13 protein-coding genes are annotated in these 12,326 nt (G+C 64.5%); all 13 read left to right on the top strand.

Translation table 11 applies throughout. The features are described from left to right. Positions 1 to 2 precede the first annotated feature (2 nt). On the top strand, positions 3 to 1,187 hold the full coding sequence (ispC, locus tag Q1W68_RS06725) for a 1-deoxy-D-xylulose-5-phosphate reductoisomerase (RefSeq protein WP_300655559.1): 1,185 nt from the start codon (positions 3 to 5) through the stop codon (positions 1,185 to 1,187). A gap of 56 nt (positions 1,188 to 1,243) precedes the next feature. After that, entirely contained in the window at positions 1,244 to 2,608 is a 1,365-nt protein-coding gene (gene rseP / locus Q1W68_RS06730) for an RIP metalloprotease RseP (protein WP_300655557.1), read from the top strand. Between the two features lie 12 nt (positions 2,609 to 2,620). Further along, a complete protein-coding gene (gene bamA, locus Q1W68_RS06735; protein ID WP_300655556.1) occupies positions 2,621 to 4,942 on the top strand; it encodes an outer membrane protein assembly factor BamA in 2,322 nt (773 codons plus the stop codon). Next, complete coding sequence (locus tag Q1W68_RS06740; RefSeq protein ID WP_300655554.1) at positions 4,942 to 5,460, top strand: OmpH family outer membrane protein; 519 nt, start codon at positions 4,942 to 4,944, stop codon at positions 5,458 to 5,460. Before bamA ends, Q1W68_RS06740 begins: the two co-directional genes overlap by 1 nt. A 16-nt stretch (positions 5,461 to 5,476) precedes the next feature. Further along, the gene (gene lpxD / locus Q1W68_RS06745; protein WP_300655552.1) at positions 5,477 to 6,529 is read left to right on the top strand and encodes a UDP-3-O-(3-hydroxymyristoyl)glucosamine N-acyltransferase; all 1,053 of its coding nucleotides are present in this window, start codon (positions 5,477 to 5,479) and stop codon (positions 6,527 to 6,529) included. Then, on the top strand, positions 6,526 to 6,966 hold the full coding sequence (gene fabZ, locus Q1W68_RS06750) for a 3-hydroxyacyl-ACP dehydratase FabZ (RefSeq protein ID WP_300655551.1): 441 nt from the start codon (positions 6,526 to 6,528) through the stop codon (positions 6,964 to 6,966). The genes lpxD and fabZ overlap by 4 nt, the downstream gene beginning before the upstream one ends. A 19-nt stretch (positions 6,967 to 6,985) precedes the next feature. Beyond that, entirely contained in the window at positions 6,986 to 7,780 is a 795-nt protein-coding gene (lpxA, locus tag Q1W68_RS06755; RefSeq protein WP_300655549.1) for an acyl-ACP--UDP-N-acetylglucosamine O-acyltransferase, read from the top strand. 7 nt (positions 7,781 to 7,787) lie between these two features. After that, on the top strand, positions 7,788 to 8,933 hold the full coding sequence (gene lpxB, locus Q1W68_RS06760) for a lipid-A-disaccharide synthase (protein ID WP_300661229.1): 1,146 nt from the start codon (positions 7,788 to 7,790) through the stop codon (positions 8,931 to 8,933). Beyond that, the gene (gene rnhB / locus Q1W68_RS06765; RefSeq protein ID WP_300661232.1) at positions 8,905 to 9,552 is read left to right on the top strand and encodes a ribonuclease HII; all 648 of its coding nucleotides are present in this window, start codon (positions 8,905 to 8,907) and stop codon (positions 9,550 to 9,552) included. Before lpxB ends, rnhB begins: the two co-directional genes overlap by 29 nt. Next, positions 9,549 to 10,319: an RNA methyltransferase gene (locus Q1W68_RS06770; RefSeq protein ID WP_300652163.1), complete on the top strand. Its 771-nt coding sequence runs from the start codon at positions 9,549 to 9,551 to the stop codon at positions 10,317 to 10,319. The genes rnhB and Q1W68_RS06770 overlap by 4 nt, the downstream gene beginning before the upstream one ends. Before the next feature lie 234 nt (positions 10,320 to 10,553). Then, positions 10,554 to 11,720: a glutamine-hydrolyzing carbamoyl-phosphate synthase small subunit gene (gene carA, locus Q1W68_RS06775; protein ID WP_300715937.1), complete on the top strand. Its 1,167-nt coding sequence runs from the start codon at positions 10,554 to 10,556 to the stop codon at positions 11,718 to 11,720. 10 nt (positions 11,721 to 11,730) lie between these two features. Beyond that, positions 11,731 to 12,093 (top strand): hypothetical protein, encoded by a 363-nt coding sequence (locus Q1W68_RS06780; RefSeq protein WP_300715938.1) that lies wholly within the window; start codon positions 11,731 to 11,733, stop codon positions 12,091 to 12,093. A 33-nt stretch (positions 12,094 to 12,126) separates the two neighbouring features. Then, positions 12,127 to 12,326: hypothetical protein (locus tag Q1W68_RS06785; RefSeq protein ID WP_300715939.1), on the top strand; the 200-nt coding region annotated here is incomplete at its 3' end.

The raw sequence follows: 12,326 nt of genomic DNA on the forward strand, positions 1-12,326 counted from the left end.
CCATGAACGCCACGCAGTCCATCACCATCCTCGGCTCCACCGGCTCCATCGGCAAAAGCACGCTGGACGTGCTCGCGCGCCATCCCGATCGCTACGGGGTGTTTGCGCTCACGGCATCCACACAGGTCGATCTGATGCTGGAGCAGTGCCGCCAGTTTGCCCCCCGCTATGCGGTGATGGTGAGTCCGGTGCACGCGAAGCAGCTGTCCGAGCGCGCGCGCGAGCTGGGTCTGACGGTGCAGGTGCTGTCGGGTGAACAAGCGTTGTGCGATGTGTGCACCGACCCCGAGGTGGATGCGGTGATGGCCGCCATCGTGGGGGCAGCGGGCCTCGCACCCAGCCTCGCCGCTGCGCAGGCCGGCAAGAAACTGTTGCTGGCCAACAAGGAAGCCTTGGTGGTCGGGGGTGCCCTGTTCATGCAGGCGGTGCGCGACGGGGGCGCCACCTTGCTGCCCATCGACAGCGAACATTCGGCCGTGTTCCAGTCCTTGCCGGAGGACCCTGCGTCGTGGTCGCGCCGGGTCGAGAAAATCGTGTTGACCGCGTCGGGTGGACCTTTTCGCACGCGCGATCCACAAACGCTGGCGCAGGTCACGCCCAACGAAGCCTGCGCGCACCCGAACTGGGTGATGGGGCGCAAGATTTCGGTGGACTCGGCCACCATGATGAACAAGGCGCTCGAAGTGATCGAGGCCTGTTATCTGTTTGGTCTGCCCCCGGCGCAGATCGAGGTGGTGATCCACCCGCAAAGCGTGATCCATTCGATGGTGCAGTACACCGACGGTTCGGTGGTGGCCCAGCTGGGCACGCCCGACATGCGCGTGCCGATCGCCTACGGACTGGCCTGGCCCGAGCGCATCGCCTCCGGCGCTGCCCCGCTGGACTTCGGCACCCTGGGGGCCTTGACGTTTGAGAAGCCCGACGGAGCGCGTTTTCCCGGGTTGCAGCTGGCCTGGGATGCCTTGGTGGGCCCCATCGGCACCACCGCTGTGCTCAATGCGGCGAACGAGGTGGCTGTGGCGGCGTTTCTCGATCAGCGTCTGCGCTTTGACCAGATCCACGCCATCAACGATGCAACTTTGCAGGCCCTGATTCCCTCCAAGCCCAACGACTTGTCCGACTTGTTGGCCATTGATCAGCAGGCCCGTCGCCTGGCTCAAGCCCAGGTCGAGCGGCTTTCCCTCTGAATCGCCCGGCCCGCAGGCGATGAAGCGACGTTCACCCACTTCACGACCCGCCCACCATGCTCACTTTAGTTGCCTTTGTGGTCGCCCTTGGCCTTCTGATCGCTGTGCACGAATACGGCCACTACCGCGTGGCTGTGGCATGCGGCGTCAAGGTGTTGCGGTTTTCTGTCGGGTTTGGCAAGCCGCTGCTGACCTGGCGCAAGAAAGGCAGCCCCACCGAGTTTGTGTTGTGCGCCCTGCCGCTCGGGGGCTATGTGCGCATGCTCGACGAACGCGAGGCGCCGGTTGAAGCGGCCGAGCGCCATCTGGCCTTCAATACGCAGCCCTTGCGCTCGCGCGCCGCCATCGTGGCGGCCGGTCCGGCGGCCAATCTGTTGCTGGCGGTTGCGCTGTACGCCGTGGTCAACTGGAGCGGTGTCGAAGAGCCCAAGCCCGTGCTGGCCAGTCCTGCCATCGGGTCACTGGCCGACGCAGCGGGCCTGCGCGGCGGTGAATGGGTGTCGCAGGCCGGGCCCGACGAGGAAAACCTGGCGGATGTCGGCTCGTTCGAAGATCTTCGTTGGCGCCTGACGCAGGCGGCGCTGTCCAACGAAGACATGACGCTGCGCGTGAGCAACGAAGAAGGCGGCGCACCGCGCTCGATCGTTTTGCCGCTGGCCGGCCTGGATGTGCGCGAAGCCGATGCATCGCTGTTTCAGAAGATCGGCATCACCGGCCCATGGACCCAACCGGTGGTCGGTGAGGTGATGGAGGGCGGCGCTGCAGCGGCCGCCGGCCTGCGCGCCGGGGACACCGTGCGCAGTGTCGACGGTGCTGCCGTCCCTGACGGTCAGCGGCTGCGTTCGCTCATCCGGGCTTCGACCGGACCCGCGGGTGAAGCCCGTGAGCAGCAATGGACTGTTGACCGCAACGGTCAGCGAATCACCCTGACGCTGAAGCCTGTTCCCGAGAGGCAAGGCGACGCGTGGGTGGGCCGCGTGGGCGCCTACATCGGTGCCGCGCCGGACATGATGACGGTGCGCCATGGTCCGGTTGACGGCCTGCTCAAGGGCGTGGTCCGCACCTGGGAGGTCTCGTGGCTCACGCTCAAGATGATGGGGCGCATGGTGATTGGAGAAGCCTCCATCAAGAATCTGAGCGGTCCGCTCACGATTGCCGATTACGCGGGCAAATCCGCCAGCCTGGGCATCACCTCTTACATCCTGTTTCTGGCCCTCATCAGCGTGAGTCTGGGCGTGCTGAACCTGCTCCCGCTGCCGGTCTTGGACGGAGGGCACCTGATGTATTATCTTTGGGAGGGTGTCACCGGTCGCAGCGTATCTGACGTCTGGATGGAGCGCCTGCAGCGCGGTGGTGTCGTGGTCCTCATGGCGCTCATGTCCGTTGCCTTGTTCAATGATGTGGCCCGCTTGGCTGGCTGAACACTTTTCCTCATGACAAAAAACAAAAACGGTCTGCGTGGCCTGACCCTTTCAGCGCTCGCGGCCGCCTTGCTGAGCGCGTTGCCCGCCTGGGCGGTCGACCCTTTCACGTTGCGCGACATCCGGGTCGAGGGCTTGCAACGGGTCGAGCCCGGCACCGTGTTTGCATCGTTGCCGTTCCGGATCGGCGATCAGTACAGCGACGACAAAGGCTCGACAGCGATCCGCTCGCTTTTTGGCCTGGGCTTGTTCAGCGACATCCGCCTGCAGATCAACGGCGACGTGCTGGTGGTCATCGTCGAAGAGCGCCCCACGGTGGCCGACGTGAGCTTTTCCGGCATTAAAGAATTCGACAACGAGGTGCTCACCAAGGCGCTGCGCGACATCGGCCTGACCGAAGGCCGGCCGTTTGACAAAGCACTGGCCGACCGAGCCGAGCAGGAGCTCAAGCGCCAGTACATCAGCAGGAGCATGTACGCCGCCCAGGTGGTGACCACCGTCACGCCTGGCGAGCGCAACCGCGTCAACCTCAACTTCAGCGTGGTCGAGGGCGACATTGCAAAGATCAAGGACATCCGGATCGTGGGCAACCAGGCCTTCTCCGAGTCCACGCTGCGCAATCTGTTCGATCTGGACACCGGCGGCTGGCTGAGCTGGTACACCAAGTCGGACCGCTACTCGCGCGCCAAACTCAACGCCGACATCGAAACCCTGCGTTCGTACTACCTGACACGCGGCTACCTTGAATTCCGCATCGATTCCACGCAAGTCGCGATTTCACCCGACAAGCAGGACATGTCCATCACCCTGAACATCACCGAGGGCAACCGTTACGTGGTGTCGTCGGTGGCGCTGGAAGGTGAGTACCTGGGCAAGGAAGAAGAGTTCAAGTCGCTCATCACCTTGCGTGCCGGTGAGGCCTACAACGCCGAAGACGTCACGAGCACGGTGAAGGCCTTCACCGACTATTTCGGCGCCTTTGGATACGCCTTCGCTCAGGTGGAAGCCACGCCCGAGATTGATCGTGTCAACAAACGGGTGTCGTTCATCGTGCGCGGCCAGCCGGCCCGTCGGGTTTACGTGCGCCGCATCAACGTGGAAGGCAACAACCGCACGCGCGACGAAGTTGTGCGCCGCGAATTCCGCCAGCTCGAATCGGCGTGGTACGACAGCGATCGCATCCGCCTGTCGCGCGATCGCGTTGACCGCTTGGGCTTTTTCACCGAAGTCGGTGTCGATACCCAACAGGTGCCGGGCTCGCCCGACCAGGTCGACCTGACGATTTCGGTGGCGGAGAAGCCCACGGGCAACCTTTCACTGGGTGCAGGCTACTCGCAGGCTGAACAGCTGTCCATCATCGCGGGCATTCGCCAGGAAAACGTCTTCGGCTCTGGCAACTACCTCGGCATCGACATCAACACCAGCAAGTTCAACCGCCAGTTGGTGCTCAGCACCGTCGACCCGTACTTCACGCCCGACGGCATCTCGCGCAGCATCGACGCCTACTACCGCACGACGCGCCCTTACGACACCCAGTCCGAAACCGGTGACTACCGCCTGATCACGAAAGGCACATCGATCCGTTTTGGCGTGCCTTTCACCGAAGCCGACACGGTGTTCTTCGGCGTGGGTATCGAGCAGACGACGATCGAACCGGGGATTTTCTTGCCGGTCGCCTACCAGGACTACAGAAATCAGTTTGGCGAAACCAGCAACACCGTGCCCTTGACGGTGGGTTGGGCTCGCGACACACGCGACAGCGCGCTTGTGCCCACGCGAGGTCGCCTGCAACGCTTCAACACCGAGCTGGGTGTGGCCGGCGATGCCCGCTACGTCAAAGCGAATTACCAATTCCAGCAGTATTTCCCGCTGAGCAAGCAGTACACATTGGCCTTGAACAGCGAACTGGGCTTCGGCAAAGGGTTGGGCGGTCGTCCATATCCTGTGTTCAAGAACTTCTTCGGCGGCGGCCTCGGCTCGGTGCGTGGTTTCGAGCAAGGAACGCTCGGACCGGTGTCGCCCGTCACCGGTTCCCCGGAATCCGTCAACATCGGCGGCAACCGCAGCATCGCCTTGAACGCCGAGTTCATCACGCCTTTCCCCGGTGCCGGTAACGACCGCAGCTTGCGCATGTTCGGTTTCGTGGACATCGGCAACGTCTTCGGTGAGAACGACACGCGTGTGAACGCCACCGATCTGCGCGCTTCGGTCGGTTTGGGCTTGAGCTGGATCTCGCCCATTGGCCCGCTCAGATTCGCCATCGCCAATCCCATCCGGAAATTCACCGGCGATAAAATCCAGAAATTCCAGTTTCAGATCGGAACCTCCTTTTGATGAAGACACTATCCAGCCTGTTCAACCGCAAGACGCTCGTTGTCGTGGCCTTGGGGCTCGCAACGCTCGGCGTCGCCGCGCAAGACCTGCGCATCGGTTTTGTGAATCTGGAGCGCATCCTGCGCGACTCCAACTCGGCCAAGGCCGCCCAGACCAAGCTGGAGCAGGAGTTCTCCCGGCGCGAAAAAGAAGTGCAGGGCCTCGCCGCCCAGCTGAAATCCGCTTCCGAGAAGTTCGAGCGCGAGGCCCCGACCTTGCCCGAAGGCCAGCGCACCACGCGCCAGCGCCAACTCGTCGAGCAGGACCGTGACTTTCAGCGCAAGCAGCGTGAGTTTCAGGAAGACCTGAACATGCGCAAAAACGAAGAGCTGCAAAGCGTGCTGGAGCGCGCCAACCGCGTGATCCGCCAGGTGGCCGAGGCCGAGAAGTTCGACCTGGTCATCCAGGAGGCCGTTTACATCAACCCCAAGCACGACATCACCGACAAGGTGCTCAGCGGCTTGAACGGCAGCAAGTAAGCCGCAGGGTCCGGGTGTGTCGCGGCCGCTGGGCTCCATTGTCGAAGCCCTCGGTGGCGAGCTTGTCGGCGCACCCGACACCGCCATCCAACGGTTGGCCCCGCTGGCCACCGCGGAGCTCGACTCCCTGGCCTTCGTCGCCAGTCCTCGTTACGCGGCCCAGATCGCCACCACACGCGCTGCCTGTCTGATCGTTCCGCCCTCGTTGCGCGGTGCGGCCAGTGAGCGCGGTGCGTGCATTGTCACCAGCGATCCTTACCTGTATTTCGCCCGTCTCACCCAATGGTGGAAGCGCGAACACACCGCCGAGCCACCAGAGGACATACACCCGACCGCGGTGGTGCACCCCACCGCTGAACTGGCTCAAGATGTCGACATCGGTGCATTCGTGGTGATCGGTGCCGGTGTTCGCATCGGTGCCGGTGCGCGCGTGGGTGCGCACTGCGTGCTCGGGGACCATGTGCAGGTGGGGACGCAAACCGTGTTGCACCCCCGTGTGACCGTGGGAGAGCGTTGCTCCGTGGGTGAACGGTGTGTGCTCCATTCCGGTGTGGTCGTTGGTGCTGACGGTTTTGGCTTTGCACCGCACCAAGGGGCCTGGATCAAGATCGAACAGCTGGGTGCCGTGCGCATCGGCAACGACGTCGACATCGGCGCCAACACCTGCATCGACCGCGGTGCGCTGGACGACACCGTGATCGAAGACGGCGTGAAGCTGGACAACCTGATCCAGATCGGTCACAACGTGCATGTCGGTGCCCACACGGCCATGGCCGGGTGCGTGGGTGTGGCGGGCAGTGCCACCATCGGCGCGGGTTGCACCATCGGCGGTGGCGCCGTGGTGCTGGGGCACTTGAAGCTCGCCGATGGCGTGCACGTGTCGGCGGCCTCGGTGGTCACGCGCTCCCTGCTCAAGCCCGGCCACTACACCGGCATGTTTCCCATCGACGACAATGCGACCTGGGAAAAAAACGCCGCTTCCCTCAAGCAGCTCAACCGCATCCGCGAACGCCTCAAGGCCGCCGAAAATGCGATCGAACAAGCCCTCCAGAACAACACAAAGCCATGATGGACATTCACCAGATTCTCAAGCAGCTGCCCCACCGCTACCCGTTCCTGCTGGTGGACCGCGTGCTCGAGGTCGAAAAAGGCAAGCGCATCAAGGCCCTGAAAAACGTGACCATCAACGAGCCGTTTTTTGTGGGCCATTTCCCGCACCGCCCGGTGATGCCGGGCGTGCTCATGTTGGAGGCCATGGCGCAGGTTGCTGCCCTCCTGGCGTTCGACACGCTGGGCGTGACGCCCGACGACAAGACGGTGTATTACTTCGCCGGCATCGACGGTGCGCGTTTCAAGCGCCCTGTGGAGCCGGGTGATCAGTTGGTGATGGACGTGACGCTGGACCGCATGAAGGCCGGTATCTTCAAGTTCAAGGGCGTCACACGCGTGGGCGAGCAGGTGGCGTGTGAAGCCGAGCTGATGTGCACCATGCGCACCATCGCCTGACGGTGGGGAAGGGCGCTCTGTGTCTCTGATCCACCCCACCGCGCTGGTGGACCCGGCCGCCGAACTCGACAGCTCGGTCTCGGTCGGCCCCTACACCGTGATCGGCCCGAACGTGAAGGTCGGTGCGGGCACCACCATCGGTGCGCACTGCGTGATCGAAGGCCACACCACGATCGGTCGCGACAACCGCATTTTCCAGTTCAACTCGCTCGGCGCGGTGCCGCAGGACAAGAAGTACGCGGGCGAACCGTGTGAGTTGGTGATTGGTGACCGCAACACCGTGCGCGAGTTCTGCACCTTCAACATCGGCTCACCCGGTGACCGCGCCGTGACACAGGTCGGCGACGACAACTGGATCATGGCTTACGTGCACCTCGCGCACGACTGCGTGGTGGGCAACCACACCATCTTTGCCAACAACTCGCAGCTGGCGGGTCATGTGGTGGTCGACGACTGGGTGATCCTCGGTGGCTTCACTGTTGTGCACCAGTTTGTGCGCGTCGGCGCTCACGCCATGACCGCCATGTGTTCCCTCCTGTTCGCTGATCTGCCGCCGTTCGTGATGTGCCAAGGCCAGCCGGCCCAGGCGCGTTCGATGAACTTTGAAGGGCTGCGCCGGCGCGGCTTTTCGCCCGAGCGCATCGCGGCCGTGAAGAGCATGCACAAGGCGCTGTACCGCGAAGACCTCAAGCTCGAGCAATCGGTGGAGCGCATTCGCGCATTGACCGAGAAGACGCCTGAAGCTGCACCCGACGTGGCCATGATGCTGGACTTCCTCGGGCAAGTGTCGCCCCAGCGCGGCATCGTGCGTTGATCCCGACATGAGCGCTTCAAAACGTTTTGCCCTGGTGGCGGGCGAAACGTCGGGCGATCTGCTGGCGGGCTTGTTGCTGGGTGGTGTGCGTCAGCGCTGGCCCGATCTGCAGTCGTTCGGCATCGGTGGCCCACAGATGGCCGCTCAAGGCTTCAAGGCCTGGTGGCCCAGCGAGAAGCTGGCGGTGCGCGGCTACGTGGAGGTGCTGCGCCACTACCGCGAGATCGTCGGTATCCGCGCGCAACTGCAGCAGCGCCTGTTGTCCACCGACCGACCCGACGTGTTCATCGGCGTCGACGCACCCGATTTCAACCTGGATCTGGAAGCCAACCTGAAGGCGGGCGGGGTGCGGACGGTGCATTTTGTGTGCCCCTCCATCTGGGCCTGGCGCGCTGAGCGTGTGGAGAAGATCCGGCGCAGTGCCGACCATGTGTTGTGCATCTTCCCGTTCGAGCCCGAGCTGCTCGCCCGGCACGGCATTCCCGCCACTTATGTGGGCCATCCGCTGGCCAACGTGATTCCGCTGGCGCCGGATCGCACCGCAGCCCGGCTCGCATTGGGTCTGCGCGAAGAGGACACGGTGATCGCCATCCTTCCCGGCAGCCGTGCTTCCGAAGTGCAGTACCTGGCGCAGGTGTTCTTTGAAGCCGCTGTTCGTTTGCGCAGTGCGCGCCCTGGCATCCGCTTTGTGGTGCCGGCGGTGCCGGCGCTGCGCGAGCGCATCGAGGCGGCCGCCCGCAGCGCGGGCCTGGGTGCCGAGCTGCAGGTGATCGCAGGCCAGTCGCACACCGCGCTGGCCGCTTGCGACGTGACCCTGATCGCGAGCGGCACCGCCACGCTGGAGGCTGCACTGTTCAAGCGTCCGATGGTGATCGCCTACAACATGAACTGGTTGTCGTGGCAGATCATGCGGCGCAAGCAGTTGCAGCCCTGGGTGGGCCTGCCCAACATCCTGTGCGGCGAGTTCGTGGTGCCCGAGTTCCTGCAAGAGGCCGCGTCTTCCGAGGCACTGGCTCAAAGCGTGCTGGACTGGCTGGACGCGCCTGAGAGAATCGAGGCCTTGCAGCAGCGCTTTTCGGTGCTGCACCACACCTTGCGGCGCGACACTGCCCAACTGGCCACCGATGCGATCGAAAAAGTTCTTGAAGGCTGAGCAGGCCCAACTGATCTGGGACGTGCCCGGGCTGGTGGCTGGCGTGGACGAAGCCGGGCGTGGTCCGCTGGCCGGGCCGGTGGTGGCCGCGGCCGTGATCCTGGACGATCTCAAGCCCATCAAAGGCCTGGCCGATTCGAAGCAGCTCACCGCGCTGCGCCGCGAGCGCCTGTACGACGAGATCCGCGCCAAGGCGCTGTGCTGCAGCATCGCGCAGGCTTCGGTGGAGGAGATCGACCAGCTCAACATCCTGCAGGCCACCATGCTGGCCATGCGCCGCGCGGTGCTGGGCCTGCGCCTGAAGCCGACCAAGGTGCTGGTGGACGGCAACCGCCTGCCGGCGCTGGATGTGCTGGCCGAGGCCATTGTCTCGGGCGATGCACTGGTGCCGTCCATTTCCGCCGCCTCCATCCTGGCCAAGGTCACGCGCGACCGCATGCTGTGCGAATTGCATCAACTTCATCCCGAGTACGGCTTTGACCGTCACAAGGGTTACGGCACGGCGGAACATTTGCGCGCGCTGCAGGCGCATGGGGCCTTGCCCGCGCACCGGCGCTCGTTTGCACCCGTCGCCCGGGCGCTGGCCCTCGCCAACCAGGAACAGAACGCACCCGCATGAGCGAACCCAACGTCATCACCTCGCGCGACAACCCGCTGCTCAAACGCCTGCGGGTGCTGGCGCAGGACAACACCGCCTACCGCAAGCAGGGCCAGGTGTGGCTGGAGGGCGATCACCTCTGCCGCGCGTTGCTGGCACGAGGTCACCGCCCTGCCATGGCCGTGTTCACCGATGATTTTTGGGTGCAGGCGCCGCACGATCTGCGCGATGCGTCCGATCACAACGTGACCGTTCCGCGCGCGCTCATGGCCTCCATCAGCGGGCTCGAGTCGCCGGCTGGTGTGGGCTTCGTGTGGGACCTGCCCAAGGCCGCCGGGCTGGACCTTGGCCAAGCCGCCGTGGTGCTGGACTGTCTCCAGGACGCCGGCAACGTGGGTTCGATCCTGCGCAGTGCTGCGGCCTTCGGCTTCGGCCAGGTGCTGGCTCTCAAGGGCACGGCCGCCCTGTGGTCGCCCAAGGTGCTGCGCGCCGGCATGGGCGCGCACTTTGCCTTGCGCCTCGTTGAAGGCTTGTCGGTCGCCGATTTGGGCGCGTTGGACGTGCCTTTGCTGGTGACCAGCTCGCACCAGGGCGATCTGCTGCACCAAGCTGCCTTGCCCTGGCCTTGTGCCTGGGTGCTGGGACATGAGGGGCAGGGCGTGAGTTCGGCACTGGAGGCCATGGCCACGCAGTCGGTGCGCATCGCGCAGCCGGGCGGTGAAGAGTCGCTCAACGTGGCCGCTGCCGCGGCCATCTGTCTTCACGCGAGCGCGGTGTCACCCCGGTAGCAAGGGCCAGCGTGCCAGCCGCCGGGCCGCCCCAAGGCAGGCCCAGCCCCCTCGGGGGCAGCATATAATTCCGGGGTTTACCCGCAATCAGCGACACGCGCGCTCACCCCGGTTCCTCACCCCAGGTTTTTTCCGTTCCAGCCCCTCACACGATGAGGAGCAGGGCGGGTGCGAAGCCTGCGCGGCACCAACCGCCGGTGGCCAGCGTTTCGCCCCACTTCTGGAGTCCCATCCGTGCTTCCCGTCCACCCGAAAGCCCTTCTCGCGCTCGCCGACGGCACGGTCTTTACAGGCGTCTCCATCGGCGCCACCGGTCAGACCACGGGTGAGGTGGTGTTCAACACCTCACTCACCGGCTACCAGGAAATCCTCACCGATCCGAGTTACTGCCAGCAGATCGTGACACTCACGTATCCGCACATCGGCAACACCGGCATCAACGCCGAAGACGTCGAAGCCAGCCGCATCCACGCTGCTGGCCTGATCATCAAAGACCTGCCCCTGCTGGCCTCCAACTTCCGCAGCACCGAAACCCTCTCGCACTACCTGCAGCGCGAGGGCACCGTGGCCATCGCCGACCTCGACACCCGCGCGCTCACACGCCGCCTGCGCACCCACGGCGCGCAGAACGGCTGCATCGTCGCACTGCCTGCGGGCGAAGCGATCACCGAGGCGCACCGGGCCGCCGCTGTGGCCGCCGCGAAATCCGCACCCAACATGGCCGGTCAAGACCTGGCCAAGGTGGTTTCAGCCACCGAGCCCTATTCGTGGACGCAGACCGAGTGGCAACTCGGCTTTGGCTACGGCGAACAGATCGCGCCACGTTTCCACGTGGTGGCCTACGACTTCGGCGTGAAGAACAACATCCTGCGCATGTTGGCGCAGCGCGGCTGCAAGATCACGGTGGTGCCGGCGCAAACGCCCGCTGCCGACGTGTTCAAGCTCAAGCCCAGTGGCCTGTTCTTGTCCAACGGCCCGGGCGACCCGGAGCCTTGCGACTACGCCATTGCGGCCACGCGCGAGATCATCGACGCCGGCGTGCCCACCTTCGGTATCTGCCTGGGCCACCAGATCCTGGCACTGGCCAGCGGTGCCAAGACCTTCAAGATGAAGTTCGGCCACCACGGTGCCAACCACCCGGTGAAAGACCTGGACAACGGCCGCGTCTCCATCACCAGCCAGAACCATGGTTTTGCGGTGGACGAGAAGAACCTGCCCGCCACGCTGCGCGCCACCCATGTCAGCTTGTTCGACGGCACGCTGCAGGGCCTGGCCCGCACCGACAAGCCGGCCTTCTGCTTCCAGGGTCACCCGGAAGCCTCGCCCGGCCCGCACGACATCGGGTACCTGTTCGACCGATTCATCGATCTCATGCAGGCCCGCGTGAGCACCACCGCCTGAGGCCGCCGCCATGAAGCTCTTCAGTTTCCCCGTGTTCGCCATCGAAAAAGCCATCGGCAAGCGCATGTTGACGCTGGAGGCGCCGCACAAGGACTGGTTTGCCCAGCGCTGGGCGCAGAAGCCCTACCGCAAGGCGTTCCTGGAAAACAAGGCCATGCCGCTGGTGACGCTGCTGGCCAAGGGCAAGACCTGGGACGACGAGACCTTCAACACCGAACTGGCGGCCTGGGACGCACGCTTTTACGACGCTGAAGTCGAGGTGCTGCGTCCCCTGATCGAAGGCGACGGCCTGCTGCAGCTGATGCAGAAAAACGTGCCGGCCGAGCGACTGCAAGCCTTGCTGAACACACTGAACACCCAGCGCCAGGCCTGAGAGCCAGAGCCGGCGCAACACCACGCGAACCCCATGCCCAAAAGAACCGACATACAAACCGTCCTCATCATCGGCGCCGGCCCGATCATCATTGGCCAGGCCTGTGAGTTCGACTACTCCGGCGTGCAGGCCTGCAAGGCCTTGCGCGAAGAGGGCTACAAGGTCGTGCTGATCAACAGCAACCCCGCGACCATCATGACCGACCCGGCCACGGCCGACGTCACCTACATCGA

Source organism: Hydrogenophaga sp. (assembly GCF_030158645.1).
Lineage (GTDB): Bacteria > Pseudomonadota > Gammaproteobacteria > Burkholderiales > Burkholderiaceae_C > Hydrogenophaga.